At 71.5% G+C, this 21,996-nt stretch carries 23 protein-coding genes, 2 tRNA genes and 1 other RNA gene; 16 read left to right on the plus strand and 10 right to left on the minus strand.

Going from position 1 to position 21,996, the window contains the following annotated elements; all coding sequences use genetic code 11:
- Positions 1-17: 17 nt before the first annotated feature.
- Positions 18-1,688 carry a DUF885 domain-containing protein gene (locus tag ACX27O_RS22090; protein ID WP_030328174.1) on the minus strand — a complete coding sequence of 557 codons (1,671 nt, stop codon included), beginning with the start codon at positions 1,686-1,688 and terminating at the stop codon, positions 18-20.
- A 130-nt stretch (positions 1,689-1,818) separates the two neighbouring features.
- Between ACX27O_RS22090 and ACX27O_RS22095 the strand changes: the two genes are divergently transcribed.
- Positions 1,819-2,799 carry a DMT family transporter gene (locus ACX27O_RS22095; RefSeq protein ID WP_209444463.1) on the plus strand — a complete coding sequence of 327 codons (981 nt, stop codon included), beginning with the start codon at positions 1,819-1,821 and terminating at the stop codon, positions 2,797-2,799.
- Positions 2,800-2,882: 83 nt separating this feature from the next.
- Here the strand turns inward: ACX27O_RS22095 and ACX27O_RS22100 are convergent, their stop codons facing one another.
- Together ACX27O_RS22100 and ACX27O_RS22105 are read right to left on the minus strand one after the other, a co-directional pair.
- The gene (locus ACX27O_RS22100) at positions 2,883-3,956 is read right to left on the minus strand and encodes a PHP domain-containing protein (RefSeq protein ID WP_030328170.1); all 1,074 of its coding nucleotides are present in this window, start codon (positions 3,954-3,956) and stop codon (positions 2,883-2,885) included.
- A 1-nt stretch (position 3,957) separates the two neighbouring features.
- Positions 3,958-4,719, minus strand: a complete 762-nt coding sequence (locus ACX27O_RS22105) for a M23 family metallopeptidase (RefSeq protein WP_458940021.1) — start codon at positions 4,717-4,719, stop codon at positions 3,958-3,960.
- 115 nt (positions 4,720-4,834) lie between these two features.
- Between ACX27O_RS22105 and ACX27O_RS22110 the strand changes: the two genes are divergently transcribed.
- From ACX27O_RS22110 to ACX27O_RS22125, 4 genes are all read left to right on the plus strand, one after another.
- A complete protein-coding gene (locus tag ACX27O_RS22110; RefSeq protein WP_030328166.1) occupies positions 4,835-5,173 on the plus strand; it encodes a hypothetical protein in 339 nt (112 codons plus the stop codon).
- A 112-nt stretch (positions 5,174-5,285) separates the two neighbouring features.
- On the plus strand, positions 5,286-5,453 hold the full coding sequence (locus ACX27O_RS22115; RefSeq protein ID WP_167337265.1) for a hypothetical protein: 168 nt from the start codon (positions 5,286-5,288) through the stop codon (positions 5,451-5,453).
- Between the two features lie 117 nt (positions 5,454-5,570).
- On the plus strand, positions 5,571-6,098 hold the full coding sequence (locus tag ACX27O_RS22120) for a tRNA adenosine deaminase-associated protein (RefSeq protein WP_030328163.1): 528 nt from the start codon (positions 5,571-5,573) through the stop codon (positions 6,096-6,098).
- Positions 6,099-6,243: 145 nt separating this feature from the next.
- Complete coding sequence (locus tag ACX27O_RS22125) at positions 6,244-6,690, plus strand: nucleoside deaminase (RefSeq protein ID WP_279515566.1); 447 nt, start codon at positions 6,244-6,246, stop codon at positions 6,688-6,690.
- 14 nt (positions 6,691-6,704) lie between these two features.
- Here ACX27O_RS22125 and ACX27O_RS22130 read toward each other — a convergent pair whose 3' ends face one another.
- Both ACX27O_RS22130 and ACX27O_RS22135 read right to left on the minus strand, forming a co-directional pair.
- Complete coding sequence (locus tag ACX27O_RS22130; protein WP_210860209.1) at positions 6,705-7,859, minus strand: sensor histidine kinase; 1,155 nt, start codon at positions 7,857-7,859, stop codon at positions 6,705-6,707.
- Positions 7,856-8,512 carry a response regulator transcription factor gene (locus tag ACX27O_RS22135; RefSeq protein WP_030328157.1) on the minus strand — a complete coding sequence of 219 codons (657 nt, stop codon included), beginning with the start codon at positions 8,510-8,512 and terminating at the stop codon, positions 7,856-7,858. Before ACX27O_RS22135 ends, ACX27O_RS22130 begins: the two co-directional genes overlap by 4 nt.
- Positions 8,513-8,641: 129 nt before the next feature.
- Here ACX27O_RS22135 and ACX27O_RS22140 point away from each other — a divergent pair, with 129 nt between their 5' ends.
- The 4 genes from ACX27O_RS22140 to ACX27O_RS22155 are packed head-to-tail and all read left to right on the plus strand — an operon-like array spanning position 8,642 to position 12,139.
- The gene (locus tag ACX27O_RS22140; RefSeq protein WP_030328154.1) at positions 8,642-9,166 is read left to right on the plus strand and encodes a hypothetical protein; all 525 of its coding nucleotides are present in this window, start codon (positions 8,642-8,644) and stop codon (positions 9,164-9,166) included.
- A complete protein-coding gene (locus ACX27O_RS22145) occupies positions 9,163-10,248 on the plus strand; it encodes an efflux RND transporter periplasmic adaptor subunit (protein ID WP_358127983.1) in 1,086 nt (361 codons plus the stop codon). Before ACX27O_RS22140 ends, ACX27O_RS22145 begins: the two co-directional genes overlap by 4 nt.
- 8 nt (positions 10,249-10,256) lie before the next feature.
- Complete coding sequence (locus ACX27O_RS22150) at positions 10,257-10,940, plus strand: ABC transporter ATP-binding protein (protein ID WP_458940073.1); 684 nt, start codon at positions 10,257-10,259, stop codon at positions 10,938-10,940.
- Positions 10,940-12,139, plus strand: coding sequence for an ABC transporter permease (locus ACX27O_RS22155; RefSeq protein ID WP_030328149.1), 1,200 nt, complete (start codon positions 10,940-10,942; stop codon positions 12,137-12,139). The genes ACX27O_RS22150 and ACX27O_RS22155 overlap by 1 nt, the downstream gene beginning before the upstream one ends.
- 109 nt (positions 12,140-12,248) lie before the next feature.
- Here the strand turns inward: ACX27O_RS22155 and deoD are convergent, their stop codons facing one another.
- Positions 12,249-12,956 carry a purine-nucleoside phosphorylase gene (deoD, locus tag ACX27O_RS22160; protein WP_030328147.1) on the minus strand — a complete coding sequence of 236 codons (708 nt, stop codon included), beginning with the start codon at positions 12,954-12,956 and terminating at the stop codon, positions 12,249-12,251.
- A gap of 75 nt (positions 12,957-13,031) precedes the next feature.
- Between deoD and ACX27O_RS22165 the strand changes: the two genes are divergently transcribed.
- Positions 13,032-13,118 (plus strand) — tRNA-Ser (locus ACX27O_RS22165).
- Positions 13,119-13,202: 84 nt separating this feature from the next.
- Here the strand turns inward: ACX27O_RS22165 and ACX27O_RS22170 are convergent.
- The 3 genes from ACX27O_RS22170 to ACX27O_RS22180 form a co-directional block, all read right to left on the minus strand.
- Entirely contained in the window at positions 13,203-13,697 is a 495-nt protein-coding gene (locus tag ACX27O_RS22170; protein ID WP_030328144.1) for a hypothetical protein, read from the minus strand.
- Between the two features lie 92 nt (positions 13,698-13,789).
- Positions 13,790-14,344, minus strand: a complete 555-nt coding sequence (locus ACX27O_RS22175) for a hypothetical protein (RefSeq protein ID WP_210861644.1) — start codon at positions 14,342-14,344, stop codon at positions 13,790-13,792.
- Between the two features lie 245 nt (positions 14,345-14,589).
- Positions 14,590-14,674, minus strand: a tRNA-Ser gene (locus ACX27O_RS22180).
- Positions 14,675-14,756: 82 nt separating this feature from the next.
- On the opposite strand from ACX27O_RS22180, the gene ffs reads away from it, so the two are divergent.
- The 3 genes from ffs (at position 14,757) to ACX27O_RS22195 (ending at position 18,153) form a co-directional block, all read left to right on the plus strand.
- Positions 14,757-14,846: signal recognition particle sRNA small type (gene ffs / locus ACX27O_RS22185), an RNA gene on the plus strand.
- A 44-nt stretch (positions 14,847-14,890) separates the two neighbouring features.
- A complete protein-coding gene (locus ACX27O_RS22190) occupies positions 14,891-15,061 on the plus strand; it encodes a hypothetical protein (RefSeq protein WP_458940022.1) in 171 nt (56 codons plus the stop codon).
- Complete coding sequence (locus ACX27O_RS22195; RefSeq protein WP_458940023.1) at positions 15,058-18,153, plus strand: DNA polymerase III subunit gamma and tau; 3,096 nt, start codon at positions 15,058-15,060, stop codon at positions 18,151-18,153. Before ACX27O_RS22190 ends, ACX27O_RS22195 begins: the two co-directional genes overlap by 4 nt.
- A gap of 14 nt (positions 18,154-18,167) precedes the next feature.
- Here the strand turns inward: ACX27O_RS22195 and ACX27O_RS22200 are convergent, their stop codons facing one another.
- Complete coding sequence (locus ACX27O_RS22200) at positions 18,168-18,890, minus strand: DUF998 domain-containing protein (RefSeq protein ID WP_458940024.1); 723 nt, start codon at positions 18,888-18,890, stop codon at positions 18,168-18,170.
- A 201-nt stretch (positions 18,891-19,091) separates the two neighbouring features.
- On the opposite strand from ACX27O_RS22200, the gene ACX27O_RS22205 reads away from it, so the two are divergent.
- From ACX27O_RS22205 to ACX27O_RS22215, 3 genes are all read left to right on the plus strand, one after another.
- Entirely contained in the window at positions 19,092-19,400 is a 309-nt protein-coding gene (locus ACX27O_RS22205) for a YbaB/EbfC family nucleoid-associated protein (protein ID WP_030328137.1), read from the plus strand.
- 8 nt (positions 19,401-19,408) lie between these two features.
- Positions 19,409-20,002, plus strand: a complete 594-nt coding sequence (gene recR, locus ACX27O_RS22210) for a recombination mediator RecR (RefSeq protein ID WP_030328135.1) — start codon at positions 19,409-19,411, stop codon at positions 20,000-20,002.
- Positions 20,003-20,315: 313 nt separating this feature from the next.
- Complete coding sequence (locus ACX27O_RS22215) at positions 20,316-21,977, plus strand: ABC transporter substrate-binding protein (RefSeq protein ID WP_030328133.1); 1,662 nt, start codon at positions 20,316-20,318, stop codon at positions 21,975-21,977.
- The last annotated feature ends 19 nt before the right edge of the window (positions 21,978-21,996 follow it).

The following is a 21,996-nucleotide window of genomic DNA, read 5'->3' on the forward strand; positions in this document are numbered from 1 at the left end:
CCCGGGCCGTCAGAGACTCAGAGCCGGGCCAGCGCCCGACGCAGCGGGTCGAGACCCAGCGCACCCAGGTCCAACGCCTGCCGGTGGAACTCCCGCAGGTCGAAGTCGGCACCCTTGCGGGCCTTGGCGTCCTCGCGGGCCTGCAACCAGATCCGCTCACCCACCTTGTACGACGGCGCCTGCCCCGGCCAACCGAGGTAGCGGTTCAGCTCGAAGCGCAGGTTCTCGTCCGGGACCCGGCAGTGCGCCCGCATGAACTCCCAGCCCAGCTCGGGCGTCCAGCGCTCGCCCGGGTGGAAGCCGAAGGGATTGTCCTTCGGGATCTCCAGCTCCAGGTGCATGCCGATGTCCACGATCACCCGTGCCGCGCGCATCGCCTGGCCGTCGAGCATGCCCAGCTTGTCGCCCGGGTCGTCCAGGTAACCCAGCTCGTCCATCAACCGCTCCGAGTAGAGCGCCCAGCCCTCGCCGTGCCCGGAGACCCAGCAGAGCAGCCGCTGCCAGCGGTTGAGCAGGTCGGCCCGGACGGCGGTCTGCGCCACCTGGAGGTGGTGACCGGGCACGCCCTCGTGGTAGACCGTGGTCACCTCCCGCCAGGTGGAGAAGTCGGTGATGCCCTGCGGCACCGCCCACCACATCCGACCCGGGCGGGAGAAGTCCTCACTGGGGCCGGTGTAGTAGATGGCGCCGTCGCTGGTCGGGGCGAGGCAGCACTCGATGTGGCGGACCTGCTCCGGGATGTCGAAGTGGGTGCCGTGCAGCTCGGTGATCGCCTTGTCGGCCAGCGCCTGCATCCAGTCCCGGAAGGCCTCCTTGCCCTGGATGGTCCGGGCCGGGTCGGCGTCCAACCGGGCCACTGCCTCGTCGACTGTGGCACCGGAGCCGGCGATGCGCCCCGCCACGACGCGCATCTCCTCCTCCAGCCGGGCCAGCTCCGCGAAACCCCAGGCGTACGTCTCGTCCAGGTCGACCTTGGCGCCGAGGAAGTACTGAGAGGCGAGTTCGTAGCGCTCCCGGCCGGCGGCCTGCTTGTCCCGCCCGTGCGGGGCCAGCTCGGTACGCAGGAACTGGCCGAACTCGGCGGTCGCCGCCGTCGCCGATGCCGCGCCCCGACGCAGCTCCGAGCCGAGCGTGCCCTCCGCTCCCAGCCGCTCGACCAGCCCGTGGAAGAAGTTGTCACCGGTCGGGTCGACCCAGATGTCGCACTGCTTGGCCACCTCGACCAACTGCACCTTCGAGCTGACCGCACCGACGGCGAGCGCCTCGCGCAGGGTGGTCTTGTAGCCCTCCAGCGCGGCGCCGAAACCGTTGAGCCGGGCGGCGATGTTGGCCTGGTCGTCGCTGGTCGCGGTGGGCATCAGGTCGAACACCATGCGGATCTCGTGCAGCCCGCTGGTGATCACACTGACCTCGCTGGTCACCTCGCCGGCGTCGTACCGGGCGAGGTCCAGGCCGAGTCGTTCCTGCATGGCCTCCTTGGCGGTCCGTTCCGATTCGGTCTCCGGCTCGGTCACCTCCAGCTCGGCGAGCGTCCGGCGGGTGAGGTCCGCGCGGGCCCGGTAGCCGTCGGGCGACAGGTCGTCGAGCTGATCGTCATGGCCGGCGATGCCGACGAAGGTCGCGCCGGTGGGGCTCAACGGCGCCCACTCGGCCACGTAGCGGTTGGCGAGTTCATCAATTCGTCCCACGCTGCGACACTACGTGACCGCCCCACCGCTTTGTCGCCGACGTTTGTTGTGTTCGAGCTGCGGGTTCGGGCACGGCGTGACGGCCGAAAGGCGCGCGACTTTGTCGTACGGTTACGGCAGAGTGTCAGGGGTGACCACCGATACCACTCCTGACAAAGCGCCGGTCCGCGCCTGGCTGCCCGGCTTCGTCGCCCTCGCCGCGATCTGGGGCTCCAGTTTCCTGTTCATCAAGGTCGGGGTGGCCGAGCTGCACCCTGTTCAACTCACCCTCTACCGGGTCCTCGCCGGGGCGCTGACTCTGCTGGTGGTCCTCGCCGTGCTCCGCGACCGACTGCCCCGCGAGCCCCGGGTCTGGGCGCACCTGACCGTCGTCGCCGCCTTCGGCGTGTCAGTGCCGTTCACCCTCTTCGGTTACGGGGAGCAGCGGGTCGAGTCGATGCTGGCCGGCATCTGGAACGCCACCACCCCGTTGATCGTGCTGCCGCTGGCGGTGCTGGTCTTCCGCACCGAGCGGCTCACGGTGCGCCGGGCGGTCGGGCTCGGGCTCGGTTTCGTCGGGGTGCTGGTGGTGCTCGGGGTCTGGGAGGGCATCGGCGGGGCCCACTTCGTCGGGCAGCTCATGTGCTTCGGCGCGGCGGCCTGCTACGGCGTGGCCATCCCGTACCAGAAGCGGTTCGTCGCCGGCAGCACGCACTCGGGTCTGTCGCTCTCCACCGCGCAACTGCTGCTCGCCGCCGCGCAGTTGGCAATCGTCACCCCCTTCGTCGCCGGCCTGCCGCCGCTGCCCACCGAGCTTTCGGCGGGGGTGGTGGCGAGCGTGCTGACCCTCGGCGCGCTCGGCACCGGCCTCGCGTTCGTGATCAACATGCGCAACATCCGGGTGGCCGGCGCGAGCACCGCGTCCACCGTCACGTACCTGATCCCGATCTTCGCGGTGCTGATCGGTGCCGTGGCGCTCGACGAACGACTCAACTGGCACCAACCGGTCGGCGCGCTGATCGTGCTGCTCGGGGTCGCGGTCTCGCAGGGGATGTTCAGTCGCCGCCGGACCAGCCCGGTGGTCGGCGTCGGCGCACCCGCCACCCCGGCCGCCGAACCCGCCCGCCGCTGAGCGACCACCTGATCGACACGGCTTTTCAGAAATCGGGGTGTCCGGCGGACCCGGACACCCCGATGTCCAGAAACGCGAGTGGATCAGCGCCGGTCGTGCGTCCAGGCCACCAGTTGCTCCGCCGACCACGTGTTGACCACCCGGTCGGCAGGGACACCGCACAGTGCCGCGCGTTCGCAGCCGAACCGCTGCCAGTCGAGCTGGCCGGGCGCGTGCGCATCGGTGTTGATGGCGAACCGGCAGCCGGCCTCCAACGCGCGGCGGATCAGACGCTTCGGTGGGTCCTGCCGCTCCGGCCGAGAGTTGATCTCGACGGCGGTGTCGTGCTCGGCGCAGGCGGCGAAGACGGCGTCCGCGTCGAAGTCGCTCTCCGCCCGGGTACGCGCCCGGTGCCCCCGATCGCCCGGACCGGTCACCCCGGCGGGCCGGGACGACACCATCCGGCCGGTGACGTGGCCGAGGATGTCCAGGTGCGGGTTGGCAACCGCCTTCACCATGCGCCGGGTCATCTTCGACCGCTCGTCCTTCAGCCCGCTGTGCACCGACCCGACCACCACATCGAGGCGCGCCAGCAGGTCGTCGTCCTGGTCCAGGGAGCCGTCAGCGAGGATGTCCACCTCGATCCCGGTGAGGATCCGGAAACCCTCGGGCAGCGCCGCGTTGACCTGCGCCACATGGTCGAGCTGCTGGCGCAGCCGGGCCGCGGTCAGCCCCCGGGCCACCGTCAGCCGGGGCGAGTGGTCGGTCAGCACCAGATACTCGTGGCCCAACTCCACCGCGGCCAACGCCATCTCCTCGATGGGCGAACCGCCGTCGGACCAGTCCGAATGGGTGTGGCAGTCGCCGCGCAGGGCGGCGCGCAGCGCCGTGGCCTCGGCGTCCAGGTCGCTGCCCTCGGTCGCCACCAGCCGGCGCAGGTAGACCGGCTCCTCACCGGCGAGGGACTCCGCCACACAGCGGGCCGTCACGTCACCGACCCCGGCCAGCTCGGTGAGCGTGCCGTTGCCGGCCCGTTCGGTCAGCTCGGCCGCTGGTAGGCCGGCCAACGCCTTCGCCGCCGACCGGAACGCGCGTACCCGGTAGGTGGCCTCGTTGGCCCGTTCCAGAAGGAACGCGATCCGGCGCAGGTCGGCGATGGGATCTCTCGCGCGAGCCATGTCAGGGCGCCTTCGGGCAGCCGTGCCGGCGTTGCCACGCGGTGACCTCGGCGGCCGGCTCCCGGTTGCCGCCGCGCCGCCAGGAGTCCAGGTAACGCGCCGGCCAGATCACCCCACGCCGGATCCACCAGCCGTCCTTACCGGTGCACCCCGGCGAGATGCCGAAGTGCACGTGGCAGACGTTGTTCGCGTTGCCCGTGCGGCCCACCTTGCCGAGCTGCTGCCCGGCGCGGACCCGCACCCCGGCGTCGACACCGCTGGTCACGGCGCTCAGGTGCGAGCCGTAGTACCGCACCCCGTCGTCGCCGAGCAGGGAGACCGACAGGCCGCCGTTGTCCGGGCCCTGTGGCCCGCGCTTGCGGTACCGGTCGACGCGGCTCACCTCCAGCACCGTCCCGTCGGTCACCGCCACGAACGGCTCGCCGCAGTCGGCGAAGAGGTCCGTCGCCGGGTACGCCCCGTGCGTCGGGTGGTAGTCGACGTTGTCGGCGCGTACCGGAAAGACATGCTTCAGCCCGACGCGGGGTGCCGTCGCCGACGGCGCGGCCGACGACGGCGCGGGCGGGCTCGGGTCGGTCGCCGCCGGCGACGGCGGCTGCGACGCCGGCTGGTCGGCTGTCGCCCAGACCGCCGGTGGCGTCGGCGCGGCGCCGTCGGGCACCCCCGGCCGGGTGGTCGCGCAACCGGCGGCCAGCACCGGGGCGAGCAGCAGCAGGATGGGGTACGCCGGACGAGCGCGGCGGCTGATCGTCGGCGAGGCCATCCGGTCATCCTGGCAGAGCCGGTACCGTGGGCACGAGCGGCACGCGTGAGGGAGGGCAGCGACGGTGACCTTTGCCCGACCCGAACCTGGCCCGGACTTCGGTGCCGCCCGCCCGATGCCGCGTACCCCGTCGGGTCTTTTCCCCTCCGGTCCTCCGACCCGACCCACCTACCGCGAGCCGCACCCGGTCACCGGCGGTGGCGTCGCCGCCGGTGGTGGCGCGGCAGCCGGTTGGTTGCTGCTGTTCGGCCTGCTCGGCACCGACGTGGCCAGCTACGCCTGGTGGACGGTGTTCGCCGGCCTGCTGGCCTGGGTCACCGCCCTGGTGCTGGTCCGCTACGGCGACCGGGGGGTGGCCACCGGGGTCGCCATCGTCACGGCCGGTGGCTGGAGCATCGCCGCCGCCGTGGTGGCGGTCCGCTGGGCCACCAGTGGTGACTGGCCGCTGTGGTGACCAGCACGGACCGGCCCCGGAACGTCGCCCGGTTGACTGCGCCGCGTGCCCGGTTGGCTGCGTAGCGAACGCCGTCTTGACGTGGCCGCCCAGACTCGGCACGCTCGGCACTATGGTCTGGACCACTCCGCGACAGGATCCCGATCGCAGCCGCCGCCGCCTGCAGTTGCTGGCCGAGCTGGCGGGTGCCCGGGCGGTCCGCCAGCGCAGCCGACCACAGCGGCAGCGCACCGAGCGCCTGCGGCAACTCATCGCCACCCGCCGTCGAGTCGTCGGCTGATTCGACTTTGTCAGGAATGACCCGCCCTTCGGGGCGTTGACGGGTCGCCTGCCGACCCGACCGGCTAACGTGCACGCGTAACGAGTCGACGCTGTGTCGAGGGCTATTGGGGGGACCGTGTCGTACTTCGCTGCGGCCGTGGTGCGCGACGACAGTGGCTGGACCGCCGCCGAGGTCAGCCTGCGTGGCGCGACCGACATCGACGAGGTCGCCGACCGGCTGCGTGACGTCGACCAGGAGGCCGACGTGTCGCTGCTCTTCGTCGAGGCCGACGACGCGTACCTGGTGATCCTGCGCCTGGACGAGGGCGAGGACCTGCGGGTGTTCGGTTCGGACTCCGCGTACGCCGAGGAGTCGCAGCTGGGGGCGCTGCTGGTCGGTGACCTGAAGACCTCGGTCACCGGGCTCGACGGTGACGACGAGCCCCGCCCGGCGAGCACCGGCGACGACGAGAGCGAGCAGCCCGTCGTCGACCCGGAGGCCGACCCGGTCGGTGACGCCGACCTGCTGGCCAACCTCGGCATCTCCGCGCAGAAGCTGCTGACCCTCTGCACCCACGAGGGGATGATGCCGGCGGACGTCACCGCCGAGATCTGCCAGGTGCTCGGCTGCGCCGACGAGGTCGAGGAGCTGCGTGAGGTCTGAGCCGGCCGACGCCACCGATCCATCGCTGGAGTCGATCCGGCCGGGCCAACCCACCCCCGGTGCGGTGGGCCGCGCCGGGCCCGGTGCCCACGAGGGCCTTGCCGACACTGGTGAGATCGGCCGGCGGCAGCGGCACGAACTGTGGATGCGCCGCGCCCTGGAGGTCGCCGTCGCCGGTCCGCCGGTCGACGACGCGGTCAGCACCGACGTCGACGACGTGCCGGTGGGGGCGGTGCTCTACGGCCCGGACGGCACCGAGCTGGCCACCGGACGCAACGAACGGGAGTTGACCGGGGACCCCACCGCGCACGCCGAGGTGCTGGCCCTGCGCCGAGGCGCCGAACGCACCGGCCGGTGGCGGCTCGACGGCTGCACCCTGGTGGTCACCCTCGAACCGTGCACCATGTGCGCCGGGGCGCTGGTGCTCGCCCGGGTCTCCACCGTCGTCTTCGGCGCCTGGGAACCCAAGACCGGCGCGGCCGGATCGCTCTGGGACGTGCTGCGCGACCGCCGGCTCAACCACCGCCCCGAGGTCTACGGCGGGGTGCTGGAGGCCGAAACCGCCACCGTCCTGCGCGCGTTCTTCCGCTGAGGCCGGGTCGCCGGTCAGGCCGGCGGCAGGGTGACGGTGACGACCAGCCCTCCGCCCGGACGGGGCTGCGCCTCGGCGATGCCACCGTGGGCGCGGGCCACCGCGCGGACGATGGACAACCCCAGCCCGAAGCCCCGCGCGCCGACGACCCGCTCCCGCGACAGCCGCCGGAACGGCTGGAACATCGTCTCCACGTCGTAGCCGGGAACGACCGGGCCGGTGTTGGTCACCGTGAGGGTGGGCCGACCCCCGACCAGCCCGGTACGCACCTCCACCCAGCCGTCGGCGGGCAGGTTGTGCCGCAACGCGTTCTCCACCAGGTTGAACGTGAGCCGCTCCAACAGCACCGGGTCGCCGCTCGTCGGCGCCGGGGCCAGCGCCCGCCGTACCCGCACGCCGGGTGCCTGCCCGCCGGCCTGATCGGTGGTGTGCGCGCAGACCTCGGCCAGGTCGACCGGCGTACGCTCGGTCAGCTCGTTCTCCGAGTCGGCCAGGGTCAGCAGGCCGTCGATCAGCCGCTCGTGGCGTTCGTTGACCGCCAGCAGCGACTCACCCAGTCGCCGGGTCTCGGCCGAGGCGTCCGGGCGGGTGACCGCCAGCTCCACCAGGGCGCGGTTGAGCGCCAGCGGGGTACGCAGCTCGTGCGAGGCGTTCGCCACGAACCGGCGCTGCCCGTCGAAGGAACGGTCCAGCCGTTCCAGCATCTCGTCGAACGTGTCGGCGAGTTCGCGTACCTCGTCGGGAGGGCCGGTCAGCGCGATGCGCTCGTGCAGACCACGGCCGGCGGTGTCCGCGCCCGCGATCCGGCGGGCCGTGCCGGTGATCTGGTGCAGTGGCTGCAACGCCCGGCCGGCGAGCAACCAGCCGAACGCGATCGCCACCGTCGACACCACTATCAACGCGATGCCGCCCTGGGTGAGCAGCGACTCCAACGCGTTGCGTTTCGCTTCGTCCTGCACCTCCTGCACCAGGGCGCGCAGGTTGTCGAGGTTCTGCCCGCTGGGCGTCGTGGGGGTGGTCCTCGGCAGGTCGCGCAGGCTCACCCCGAACGGCTGCGGCATCCGCTGATCCACCAGCACGTACGTGACGGCGAGCAGGACCACGCCGGCCAGCAGGAAGAGCCCGCCGTAGATGAGGGTGAGCCGGGCGCGGATCGTCAGGCGTTTCATCGGATCTGGTACCCCGCCCCGGGCACCGTCTCGATCACCGGCGGGTCGCCGAGTTTGCGGCGCAGCTTCATGACTGTCACCCGGACCACGTTCGTGAACGGGTCGATGTGCTCGTCCCAGGCGCGTTCCAGCAGGTCCTCGGCGGAGACCACCGCGCCGTCGGCACGCAGCAGCTCGGCCAGCACCGCGAACTCCTTGCGGGACAGCGCCACGTACCGGTCGTCCCGGCGTACCTCGTGTCGGGCCGGGTCGAGCTGGATGCCGGCGCGCCGTAGCGTCGGCGGCGCCGCCGGGCGAGACCGGCGGGTCAACGCGTGCACCCGGGCCGATAGCTCAACCAGGGCGAACGGCTTGGTCAGGTAGTCGTCGGCGCCGAGCGCCAGCCCGGCCACCCGCTCCCGGACCGCCGCCGACGCGGTCAGCATCAGCACCCGGGTCTCCCCGCCCGCATCCACGATCGCCCGGCACACGTCGTCGCCGTGCACCACCGGCAGGTCCCGGTCCAGGACCACCACCGCGTACTCGTTGACGCCGAGCCGTTCCAACGCGGCGTCCCCGTCGTACGCCACGTCGACAGCGAACGACTCCCGGCGCAGCCACTCGGCGATGGCGTCCGCCAGCACGTTCTCGTCCTCGACCACCAGCACTCTCACCCCTCAATGGTGCTCGGGGCTCCGTAACGGCGGCATAACCGCCGACGGTAACGCCGGGGATACGCGCGCTGCCGTGCACTGGGTGCCACGTTCGGCGAACCGCGCCGGACCTGAGCGGAGGTGGACATCATGCGACGACATCTGCTTGCGATCCCCGTCCTGCTCGCCCTGGCGCTGTCCGGGTGCGGCGCGGGAGGTGACGACGGCGGCGGGGTCGCTACCGCCGGCGGGACGAAGGCCGACGCGACGGCGACCGGCACGCCGGTCAGTGACTCGGACCGGCAGCTCGCCTTCGCCAGGTGCATGCGGGAGAACGGGGTGGACCTGCCCGACCCGGAGGCGGGCGGCCGTCCCGGCTTCCGGTTCGGCGCTGACGTTGATCAGCAGAAGGTCCAGGCGGCCATGGAGAAGTGCCAGGACAAGCTGCCCAACGGCGGGCAGGGACCGCAGCTCAACCCCGAGCAGGCCGAGCGGATGCGCACGCTCGCCAAGTGCATGCGGGAGAACGGGGTGCCCGACTTCCCGGACCCGGACGCCGACGGACGGGTCCGGATCGGGGCGGGGGACAACGCGATCAACATCGGCGACCCGGCCATGAAGGCCGCGCTGGAGAAGTGCCGGCAGCACGCACCGCAGTTCGGGGGTGACCGGTGACGATCCGACGCTCGCGGCTGCGCGCCGCCGTCACCGGAGGCATCGTCCTGCTGGTCGCGGCGGTGGGCGTGGTCGCCGCGGTGGGCTTCGGCGGCGGTGCCGACGGCGGACGCGCCCAGGCCGGCAGCGCACCACCCGCCACCGCCACCGTCACCCGGCAGACCCTCGCCGACTCGGAGACCGCCGACGGTGAGCTGGGGTACGGCACCACGCGTACCGCCACGGCGAAGCTCAGCGGCACCGTCACCGCGCTGGCGGCGACCGGGTCGACGGTACGGCGGGGCAAGGCGCTCTACCGGGTCGACAACGAGGCCGTGGTGCTCCTCTACGGCGGGCTGCCCGCGTACCGGACCCTCGCCCCCGGGGTGGACGGCGCCGACGTCGCGCAGTTCGAGCGGAACCTCGACGCGCTGGGCTACACCGGTTTCACCGTCGACGACGAGTACACCGGCGCCACCGCGGACGCGGTCCGGCAGTGGCAGGAGGACCTGGGTCTGACCGAGACCGGTCGGGTCGAGCCAGGGCGAATCGTGTACGCCGACCGGGAGGTCCGGGTGGACGGCCACCAGGCCGACGTCGGCGACCTGACACAGCCCGGCCAGGCGGTGCTGACCTACACCGGCACCAGCCGGGTTGTCACAGTCGAGTTGGACGTGGACGACCAGCGGCTGGCCAAGCGCGACGCGAAGGTCTCCGTGCGGCTGCCCGACGGCCAGACGGTGGCGGGCACGATCAGCACTGTCGAGACGATCGTCCAGGCCGGTACGGCCGGTGCCAACGGACAGTCCGGCGACGCCGAGACGAAGATCGAGGTGACCGTCGCGGTGACCGACCCGAAGGCCCTCACCGGGTTCGACCGGGCCAGCGCGGACGTCACGTTCACCGTCTCGGAGCGCCGCGACGTGCTCACCGTGCCGGTGGCGGCGCTGTTGGCGCTGGCCGAGGGCGGCTACGGCGTCCAGGTCGCCGAGGGTGGCACGAGCCGGATCCTCGCGGTGACCACCGGGTTGTTCGCCGGTGGGCGGGTGGAGGTCACCGGCACGGGCCTCACCGAGGGCGCGACGGTGGTGGTGCCGACGTGAGCGGCGAGGTGATCGTGCTCGACCGGGTCAGCAAGCGGTATGCCGGCGGCGTCGTCGCCCTGGACGACGTGTCGCTGCGGATCGGCCACGGCGAGTTGGTCGCGATCGTCGGCCCGTCCGGGTCGGGAAAGTCGACGATGCTGCACCTGATCGGCACCCTGGACCGGCCGTCGTCGGGCAGCGTGCTCATCGACGGGTACGACGCGGCGAAGCTGACCGACCGGGAGCTGTCCGCGTTGCGGGCCACCCGGATCGGCTTCGTGTTCCAGCAGTTCCACCTCGCCCCGGGCGTTCCGGTGGTGGACAACGTCGCCGACGGGTTGCTCTACTCCGGCGTACCGCTGCGGCGGCGGCGCGACCGTGCGGAGGCCGCGCTGGTCCGGGTTGGCCTGGGCCACCGGTTGGGGCACCGGCCGCACGAACTCTCCGGTGGGGAACGGCAGCGGGTCGCCGTGGCCCGTGCGGTGGTCGGCGAGCCGGCGGTGCTGCTCGCCGACGAGCCGACCGGCAACCTGGACTCCCACTCCGGTGCCGAGGTGTTGGATCTGCTGCACGACCTGCACCGGGCCGGGACCACCGTCGTGGTGATCACCCACGACCGGGAGATCGCGGCAAGCCTGCCCCGGCAGGTGCGGATGCGCGACGGCGCGGTCCGACACGACTCGGCCCGCACGTCGGACGGGGTCGGCTGATGGCGACGCTGACCCCGGCCCGCCTGGGACCGGCGGACGTGCTGCGCGTCGGCGGGGTGGGGCTGCGGACCCGTCCGCTGCGGGCGTTCCTCTCCGCGTTGGGCATCGCGATCGGCATCGCCGCGATGATCGCGGTGGTCGGCATCTCCTCGTCGTCCCGGGCCGAACTGGACCGGGCGCTCGACGCGCTCGGCACCAACCTGCTCACCGTCGAGCCGGGCAGCACCCTGTTTGGTGCGGACGCGCAACTGCCCGAGGAGTCAATCGCGATGATCGGGCGGATCGGCCCGGTGACCGAGGTGTCCGCGACCGGGCAGGTCTCCGACGCCAAGGTGTACCGCTCGGACCGGATCCCGGCGGCGGAGACCGGCGGCATCGCCACCCGGGCGGCAGGGCTGGATCTGCTCGGCACCGTCGGGGCCGAGGTGGCCACCGGCACCTGGCTCAACGAGGCGACCGCCCGCTACCCGGCGGTCGTGCTCGGCGCCACCGCGGCGCAGCGGCTCGGGATCACCGCGGCCGACCCGCAGGTGCAGGTGTGGCTGGGTGGACGCCCGTTCACCGTGGTCGGAACCCTCGCCGCCGCACCTCTCGCCCCGGAGCTGGACACCTCGGCGTTGATCGGCTGGTCGGCGGCGACCGAATACCTGGGCTTCGACGGCCACCCCACCATCGTCTACACGCGGGCCGAGGAGTCGCAGGTCGAGGCGGTCCGGTCGGTGCTCGGCGCGACCGCCAACCCGGAGGCGCCGAACGAGGTGGAGGTGTCCCGGCCCTCGGACGCGTTGGCCGCCGCCGAGGCGACCGACGACGCGTTCACCGGTCTGTTGCTGGGTCTGGGCGCGGTCGCCCTGCTGGTCGGTGGGGTCGGTGTGGCGAACACCATGGTGATCTCGGTGCTGGAACGCCGAGCCGAGATCGGCCTACGCCGGTCACTCGGGGCCACCCGTGGTCAGGTTCGGACCCAGTTCCTCGCCGAGTCGCTGCTGCTCTCCGCGCTCGGCGGGATCGGTGGGGTGGTGCTGGGCATCCTGGTCACCTCGGGATACGCGCTGTCGCAGCACTGGCCGACAGTGGTGCCGGCCTGGGCGATGCTCGGCGGGGTGGGTGCCACGCTGATCATCGGCGGCTTCGCCGGCCTCTACCCGGCCGTGCGCGCCGCTCGCCTCTCACCGACCGAGGCGCTGGCCGCCGTCTGACTTTCTGCGGCTGTGGCCCGGCGGCCTGATGCGAAAGAGCGTGATGACTCTGAGGCATCTTGATGCCACACAGTCATCACGCTCTTTGCGGTATTGCCGCCGGAACGGGTCAGGCGATGATCGTGTCGAGGGCGATCTCGACCATCTGGCTGAAGGTCTGCTCCCGCTCCTCGGAGGTGGTCTTCTCGCCGGTCTTGATGTGGTCGCTGACGGTCAACACGGTCAGCGCGCGGGCCTTGAACCGCGCGGCGATCGTGTAGAGCGCCGCCGACTCCATCTCCACGGCCAGCACGCCGTAGTCGGCGAGGGTGTCGTAGAGGTCCGGCCGGTCGGTGTAGAAGGCGTCCGCCGCCAGGATCGGCCCGACGTGCATGCTGATGCCGCGCCGCTCCGCCACCTCGACCGACGTCCGCAGCAGCCCGAAGTCGGCCACCGGGGCGTAGTCGATCAGCCCGTCGAAGCGCATCCGGTTCATGTTCGAGTCGGTGGACGACCCGATCGCCGCCACCACGTCCCGCAGTTGCAGGTCGGTGCTGAGGGCACCGCAGGAGCCGACCCGGATCAGCGTCTTCACGCCGTACTCGTTGATCAGCTCGTGGGCGTAGATGGAGGCCGACGGCATGCCCATGCCGGAGCCCTGGACGGAAACCTCGACGCCGTTCCAGCGGCCGGTGAAGCCCAGCATGCCCCGGACCGTCGAGTAGCAGGTGGCGCCCTCGAGGTAGGTCTCCGCGATCCACTTGGCCCGCAGGGGGTCACCCGGCATCAGGACCCGCTCGGCGATCTCGCCCGGCTTCGCGCCGATGTGCGTACTCATGGCAAAGATCCTGCCAGGCCGGCCCGGGCGATACCGGTTCGGCGTCGGAACCAGCGGTCCTGTACCCTCGTCGGCGGTGGCGTGTCCGAGCGGCCTAAGGAGCACGCCTCGAAAGCGTGTGAGGGTTAACGCCCTCCGAGGGTTCAAATCCCTCCGCCACCGCTCTGTAGTGCGGAAACGCCCGGTTCGACCCGCGAGGATCGAGTCGGGCGTTTCTTCGTCGGCCGGTAGGGCGGTGGTGGTGGGTCAGCAGGGGCCGACGCCGTCGTGGAAGAGGCGGCGGGCCCAGTCGGCGTACCCGGCGATGGTTTTCCGGACCGTGCGCCCGTCGTGGAGGAACAGGTACGCGCGGTCGCCGCTGCGGGCGAGCAGCCCGTCGAGGCGATGTGTCCCCTGTGGAGCGCGAAGTCGGCTGACCTGGGGGTAGCTGTCCCAGACCTGGTCGACGGGCGAGCCGACGGTGATGCCCTCCGGTGTCCGCATCGGGTCGCCGACCCAGAGCAGCACGAGTTTGTCGTCCATGAAGACCGGGCTGACGGTGTCGTGGCCGGCGAGCACCGGCCCGCAGGCGTCCAGGCTGGTACGCAGGATGCCGCGTCTGGTCAGCTCGTCCTCGGTGGCACCGAATTCGATGTTCCGTAGGCCGTTCAGGTCGATGATCTCCACGCTGCCGACGGGCCGGCCGTCCGGGATCGGCCCGGTTGGTGGTACGCCGCTGCCGGCGATTGAGGCAGCAGTCATCAGCGTGGCGATAAACGCAAATTGTCGCAATTTCATGGAATCCCCCAGTCCCCAACGGAACGGGAGCATTCAGGTTGCTGCCAGTGGCCGGATTACTGATTTTCCCACTGCTCGACCAGCTCGTCCCAGTAGTCGGCGCTGAGCCGGCGCCGCCCGTGTGCCAACCAGCCGTCGGTGTTTCGCTCCAGGTGCAACCCCAGTTCGGCGAACGGGTCGATCCAGGTGCCGGGCTCGACGCCGAGCCGGGTCAGGGCCCCGTTGATCGGCCAGAGCGGGCGCGGCGCTTCCAACTCGTCGTCGAAGCACGGGCCCCAGGACAGCTCCCCGCCCAACCACACCGCCGCCGACTGGTAGCCGGCGCCGGCACCGAACTCCGCCTCCAGGTACGCCACCGGCCCCGACCGCGACCAGCGGCTCAGCACCTCGACCAGGGCCGTGGACAGCACCAGGCCGAACGGACGCTCGGCGCTCCGGTCGTCAGTCGCGAAATCCGGTAACGACCCGGTCAGTTCGATCACCAACTGTGGGGTGACCGGCAGCAACGCGAAGTCCTGACGCAGTTCGCCAAGGACGGCGTGGTCCAGCTCGGCGGTCTGCTCGCGGAGCAGTTCGGCGTCCGCGACCACCGCGCTGAGCTGGTAACTCATCAATCCCCCGTCGTCCACAGGGTGTGGATAGAACATGTGTACGACGGCGGCGGGCTCCACCGGCCCCGGGACCGTACCCGCCGTCCGCGCTCACCCCGGGGTGGCGTCGTGCTCCAGCACCACAAGGTGTCCCTGCTGAAGGCGACGCCCCGGCACGTCCAGGTGGTCGGCTGACGCCACCGCACAGACGACTCAGGGCCAGTCCCGTTTGGGGCCGGCCCTGTCGTTCGTGCTGCTCAGGCGAGCGGAGGATACGAGATTCGAACTCGTGAGGGTGTAAACCCAACACGCTTTCCAAGCGTGCGCCCTAGGCCTCTAGGCGAATCCTCCGCGAGCCAGGATACAGGCCCGTGTCGGCCGGGCCACCCCACCACCCCCTGAAGATCGACGGGCGGTCGGGTAGGCTGGGCGTTACCTCCCGTGCGGCGGTATCTCGTGAACCTCCCCAGGGCCGGAAGGCAGCAAGGATAAGCGAGCTCTGCCGGGTGCACGGGAGGCCTTTTTGTCTGTGGGCTGGTTGATCCACTCGACATTCATGATGTCGCGGTGTCCCGGCCAGACGGACACCGCGGTTTCCAGGAAGCCGAGTCGATCAAGCGCGGCGGCCAGGAAGCCGAGTCGATCAAGTCCGTAGGCCCGGGCGCCGCGGCGGGGTGGGTGGTCACCCGCGCCCGACCGGCGCAGAATGGCTCGGTCGAGAGGAGGCGGGACGAGTGACGCTGGCGCTCTACCGCAAGTACCGGCCGCGTACCTTCGCTGAGGTCATCGGTCAGGAGCACGTGACCGAGCCGCTGTCGCAGGCGCTGCGCAGCGGACGGCTCAACCACGCCTACCTCTTCTCCGGCCCACGCGGCTGCGGCAAGACCTCCAGCGCCCGGATCCTGGCCCGGTCGCTCAACTGTGAGCAGGGCCCCACCCCGGAGCCGTGCGGCAAGTGTGAGTCCTGCCGCTCGCTGGCCACCGACGGTGCCGGCTCGATCGACGTGATCGAGATCGACGCGGCCAGCCACGGTGGTGTCGACGACGCCCGTGAGCTGCGCGAGCGCGCCTTCTTCGCGCCAGCCAGCAGCCGCTTCAAGATCTACGTCATCGACGAGGCGCACATGGTCTCGACCCAGGGCTTCAACGCCCTGCTCAAGCTGGTCGAGGAGCCTCCGGAGTACGTCAAGTTCATCTTCGCCACCACCGAGCCGGAGAAGGTCCTCGGGACGATCCGGTCGCGGACCCACCACTACCCGTTCCGGCTGATCCCGCCGAAGGTGCTCCGCCCGTACCTGGAGCAGCTCACCCAGGCCGAGGGCGTCGCCGTCGAGCCGGCGGTCTTCCCGCTGGTGGTCCGCGCCGGCGGCGGCAGCGCCCGGGACAGCCTCTCCGTGCTCGACCAGCTCATCGCCGGGGCCGGCCCGGAGGGGGTCACCTATGCCCGGGCCGCCGCGCTGCTCGGGGTCACCGACGCCGCGTTGATCGACGAGATGTGCGACGCGCTGGCCGCCGGGGACGGCGCCGCCGCGTACGCCACCGTCGACCGGGTCGCCGAGGCCGGTCACGACCCGCGCCGGTTCGCCTCCGACCTGCTGGAACGGCTGCGCGACCTGATCGTGCTCCAGCAGGTGCCGGACGCCGCCGCGAAGGGCCTGATCGACGGTCCGGCCGACCAGATCGAGCGGATGGCCGCCCAGGCCTCGCAACTCGGCCCGGCCACGCTCTCCCGTTGCGCCGACATCGTGCACGACGGCCTGGTGGAGATGCGCGGCACCACAGCGCCCCGCCTGCTGCTGGAGCTGATCTGCGCCCGGATGCTGCTGCCCGGCGTCGACGACTCCACCGGCGGCCTCCTCCAGCGCCTGGAACGGATGGAACGCCGGCTCACCCTGGGCGGCACCGACGCGCCGTCGGCAGCCGCCGCCTCCGCGCCCGCGAACCACCCAGGGGTACGCCCACAGCCCGCCGCACCGGTCCCGGCTGCCGCCACCCCCGCGAACGCCCCGACCTCCGCCCCGCCGTGGGAGGTCGACCCGGCCGCGTCCCCGATCCGGGGCGCTGCGGCCCCGGGTGCTCCCGCGCCGGCCGCCTCGGCCACCGGGGCACCCGCCTCCGGCGCTTCGATGTCAAGCGCTCCCAGCTCGGGTGCTCCGACCTCCGGTGCGCCGGCCTCGTACGTGTCGACGGCCGACTCGCCGATCCCGGCGTCCCCGGGCGCGTCGACCGGCTCGGCCGCCGCTGACCCGACCGTCCCCGTCTCGCCCGCCGGGCCGGCCCCGCGTCGCGTGGTGCCACCGTCGGCGGTGCTTCCCGACCCGGCCACGCCCGCGCCGCCCCGCCCGGGGGCACCGGCCCCCGCGCTGGACGCGGTCGCGGTGCGCCGCGTCTGGCCCGACGTGGTCGGCAAGGTCAACCGGACCAACAAGCGGATCGCCGCCCTGATGCGGGACGCGGTGGTCCGTGAACTCGACGGCGACATGCTGGTCCTGACGGTGAAGTCCACAGTGCTGGCCAAGATGATGGCCGACCACGCGGCGGTGCTCACCGACGCGCTCTACGAGGAGTTGGGCGGGCGCTGGCAGATCCGGTGTGAGGTGGCCGGCGAGCGCGGTGGCGCGTCGCTGTCCGGCCCTCCGCGCTCGCAACCCGCCGCCCCGGCCCGCTCCGCAGCCCCGCCCGCCGCGACCCCGACGGTCGGCCCGACGAGCGCGCCGCCAGCCGTTCCGAACTCGAACGCCCCTGGCTCGCCCTCCGCGCCGGGCTCGAACCCTGCCTCTGGCTTCAACCCTGCGCCGGGCTCGAACTCCGCGTCAGGCTTCGACCCTGCGTCAGGGTCGAACGGTGCGCCGGGCTCGAACTCCGCGCCGGGCTTGAACCCTGCGTCAGGCCTCAACGCTGCGCCTGGCTCGAACCCTGCGCCGGGCTCCAACCCTGCGTCAGGGTCGAACGCTGCGCCGGGCTCGAACCCTGCCTCTGGCTTCAACCCCGCGCCGGGCTCGAACCCCGCGTCAGGCTTCGACCCTGCGTCAGGGTCGAACGCTGCGGTGAACCCGACCGGCGCTGCCGGCCCGGCTTCGCGGGGCGGTGTCGGCGCGGGTAGCGGTGGTCAGGGTGCGGTGCCGTCCGCCCCGGCGGCGGACGACGAGGGCGACTGGCCGGAGGCGGCCCGCCCCGGCGGCGGTGCGCCCGTCGCCGAGGCGACGGATGACGAGGACTGGCCGGAGGCCGCCCGACCCGGCGGCGCGTCGGCCGGCAGCGGGTCGAGCCCGGACGGCTCCCAGCCTGCATCGGCGTCGACCGGCGCGTACGGCGGGGGCGCGAACGGCAGCGGCACCAACGGCGGCGGTACCAACGGCACCGGCACCAACGGCGGCGGCGGTGCGAACGGTGCCGGACCCGGCGGTTCGGGTGGTCCCGGGGCGGCGGCCGGTGGCGGTAGGCCGGGCGGGCGGGGTAACCCGACGCCGGCGGCCCGGCAGCCGGCGACAGCCGGTGGTGCCCCGGTGAGCAGCGCCATCGCCGCGGCTCGCGCGGCGGCGGCGGGGCGCGGTGCGCGTACCGGAGCGGCGGCCCGGCCCATCGCGGACGCCGAATGGGCCGGCGAGCCGCCCTACGATCCGGACTTCGATGGTCCGACGCGAGCCGGCCGGCCCGGCGGCGCGGCACCGGCGGCGACCCCGGTCTATGAGGGGTTCGACCCGGGCGACGAGCCGTTGGACGAGATCATCGACGAGAAGACCGCGCGGGAGTCGAGCGAGGAGCAGGCGGTACGGCTGCTCCGGGAGACCTTCGGCGCCGAGAAGATCAACGAAGTCGACGCCCGCTAGCCCCCGCCCCGCCCTCAGCTCCCCGATCTTGCAGTTTCGGTTGTCGAGATGGGCAGAATGCCCTCCGGTGTCGGCGCGGAAAGTGCAAGATCGCGCAGGGGAGGGGGTTCGGCCAGCGAGACTCCCAGGCAGCAGGCCCAGAGGGGGAAGGGTAGGACGGCTATTCGTTCCATGCCGCCTACCCCGATTCCCAGGCCCTGCTGGGCGGCGAACAATGCCGTCCCGACCAGCGCGATGAGCCCTGCGGTGAGGGTGAGTCGTCGGTACCGGCCCAGTGTCGTGCCGCTCGGGGCGAAGCCGGCGAGGAGCAGACCGACGTTGCCCAGACCCATGATCAGGAATGCGCCGAGAACGTGCAGGTTCTCGTCGACGTCGGCCGGGTAACCGGCCGCTAGGGCGTATCCGCCGGCGGCCAGCAACAGGAGGGTCTGAGCCGACCGCACCACCGGGCCGCGGCCGAGGATCCGCCAGGTCAGCAGGAGCCCGACGGCGAGCAGTACGGCGGTGGCCAGGGTCGCGGTGTTCATCAGCGGATGCCACGGCGAGCAGACGTAGCGGGGGCGGGTGGTGTCCCAGCTGCCGCAGTGGACGTTGCCGAGGTCGCTGATGTTGTGGGTGGCCCAGCTGTAGGTCGGCTCGCGCCAGCGCAGCCCGGTGACCAGACTGGCGACCAGAAAGACGGGCGCGGCCGCCAGCCAGCACAGCGCGCCGACCCGGCCAGTACGGGTGAGGTTCATACCCCGAGCAGACCAGTGCGACGGCGGTGGGCGCACTACCACCAGATGGCCGGTTCGGGGTAGGGGTAGCCGTACCCGGAGCGCCGGCGTGGGCGGACGCACCGGGCGGGGCGAGGTCGGTCCCAGCGGATAGGCTGAGCGGCGGTCGAGCAGACGAGTGCGAGAAGGAGCCATCCCGTGCGCCCAGGTGGACAGCCGAACATGCAGCAGATGCTGAAGCAGGCGCAGAAGATGCAGCAGCAGATCGCCGCCGCGCAGGCCGAGCTGGCCGAGGCCGAGCTGACCGGCACCGCCGGTGGCGGGCTGGTCACCGCGACCGTCTCCGGCTCCGGTGAGCTGAAGGCCATCAAGATCGACCCGAAGGCCGTCGACCCGGAGGACGTGGAGACGCTGGAGGATCTGGTCATCGCGGCCGTGCACAATGCCGCCGAGGCGGCCCGGGAGCTGACCGAGCGCAAGATGGGCCCGGTCGCCGGCGGCATGGGCGGCCTCGGCCTGCCCGGTTTCTGAGCCGGCAGATGTACGAAGGTGCCATCCAGGATCTGATCGACGAACTGGGTCGGCTGCCGGGCGTGGGTCCGAAGAGCGCTCAGCGGATCGCGTTCCACGTTCTCTCGGCGGATCCGGCCGACGTCAACCGGCTGGCCGGCGCGCTGCGCAAGGTCAAGGAGCTGGTCCGGTTCTGCACTACCTGCTACAACGTGGCCGAGTCCGAGCAGTGCCGGATCTGCCGCGACCCGCGCCGCACCGACGAGGTGCTGTGCGTGGTGGAGGAGCCCAAGGACGTGGTGGCCATCGAGCGGACTGGTGAGTTCCGCGGTCGCTACCACGTGCTGGGCGGTGCGATCAATCCGCTGGAGGGGATCGGCCCGGACAATCTGCGCATCCGGGAGCTGATGATCCGGCTCGGTGGCGGCGGGGTGCGGGAGCTGATCCTGGCCACGGACCCGAACACCGAGGGCGAGGCGACAGCGACCTACCTGGCGTTGATGGTGAAGCCGATGGGCATCTCGGTGACCCGGCTGGCCAGCGGGCTGCCGGTCGGCGGCGACCTGGAGTACGCCGACGAGATCACCCTCGGTCGGGCCTTCGAGGGGCGTCGCGCGGTCTGACCCCCTGGCGTACGACCGGTGGCCGGCACCCGGGTGGGTGCCGGCCACCGCTGTGTCCCTGCCCGGAAATGATCTGACACCTGTGCCCTCATCGGGGCTGTTCGACGTAACAGTTTGGCATCGCGGGTGCTGATTGATCGGTTTTGGCCGCCGTTTACCTACGAATCGAATGTCAAGCGGCGGTTGAGGCACGATCCGATACCAACAGTCCACCCGGCTGTTTCCGGCTGGTCGCATCGGGAGCTATGGTCACCGCCATCGGTGACCCCTGTCACCACGTTGTCCGTACCCCCAAGGACGAGGTGAAGCACACATGCGTGCACCCAGGCCGAAGGTCGCGATCGCGGCCGTCGCGGTCGCGGCCCTCGCGGTAGCAGGCTGCGCCGAGAGCAACCGCGACGACAAATCCGGTGGAAGCAAGAAGGACACCCTCGTCTTCGGCGTCGCCGGAGACCCGAAGGTGCTCGACCCGAGCTTCGCCAGCGACGGTGAGTCGCTGCGTGTGGCGCGTCAGGTCTTCGAGACCCTGGTCCGGCCGGAGGAGGGTGGCACGAAGGTCACCCCCGGCCTGGCCGAGTCCTGGACCCCGGACGCCGCCGGCACCACCTGGACCTTCAAGCTCCGCTCGGGCGTGAAGTTCCACGACGGCACCGACTTCAACGCCGAGGCCGTCTGCGTCAACTTCAACCGCTGGTACAACGCCAAGGGCCTCATGCAGAGCCCGGACGTCACCGCGTACTGGCAGGACGTCATGGGCGGCTTCGCCAACAACGAGAACGCGGACCTTCCGCCGAGCCTCTTCAAGTCGTGCACCGCCAAGGACGCGACCACTGTGGACCTCTCGTTCACCCGGGTCTCCAGCAAGATCCCGGCCGCGCTGATGCTCCCCTCGTTCTCCATCCACAGCCCGAAGGCGCTGCAGGAGTTCGACGCCAGCAACGTCGCGGGCAGCGCCGAGGACATCAAGTACCCGGCGTACGCGACGGAGCACCCGACCGGCACCGGCCCGTTCAAGTTCAAGGCCTGGGACGTCGCGAACAAGACGCTGACCCTGGAGCGCAACGAGGACTACTCGGGCCCCAAGGCCAAGCTGAAGACCCTCATCTTCAAGACGATCTCGGACGAGAACGCCCGCAAGCAGGCGCTGCGCTCCGGTGACATCCAGGGTTACGACCTGGTTGGCCCGGCCGACGTCGAGCCGCTGAAGTCCGAGGGCTTCAACATGCTCACCCGCCCGGCGTTCAACGTGCTCTACCTGGCGATCAACCAGAAGGGCAACCCGAAGCTCGCCGACCTCCGGGTCCGGCAGGCCATCGCGTACGCCCTGAACCGTGAGCAGCTGGTCACCTCCAAGCTGCCGCCGGGCGCAAAGGTCGCCGACAACTTCATGCCGGACACCGTCGAGGGCTGGAACGGCGACGTTCCGAAGTACACCTACGACCCGGCCAAGGCGAAGGCGCTGCTGGCCGAGGCGGGCGCGTCGAACCTGACCCTGAAGTTCCACTACCCGACCGAGGTCACCCGGCCGTACATGCCGAACCCGAAGGACATCTTCGAGTTGCTCTCGGCGGACCTGAAGGCCGTTGGCATCACCGTCGAGGCGATCCCGCTGAAGTGGAGCCCGGACTACCTGAACGCCACCACCTCGGGTAGCAAGCACGACATCCACTTCCTGGGCTGGACCGGTGACTACGGCGACGCCTACAACTTCATCGGCACCTTCTTCGACCGGCCGAAGGACGAGTGGGGCTTCAACAACAAGGCCCTGTTCGACCAGTTCAAGGACGCGGACACCACCGCGGACATCGCGGCCCGTACCGAGAAGTACAAGGCCCTGAACAAGTCCGTGATGGAGTTCCTGCCCGGTGTGCCGATCTCGCACTCGCCGCCGGCGATCGTGTTCGGCAAGGACGTGACCGGCGTCAAGGCGAGCCCGCTCACCGACGAGCGTTTCGCCACCGCCGAGTTCAAGTAAGTCCTGATCTGACGCAGCA

The sequence above is a fragment of the Micromonospora sp. SD19 genome (assembly GCF_054462275.1).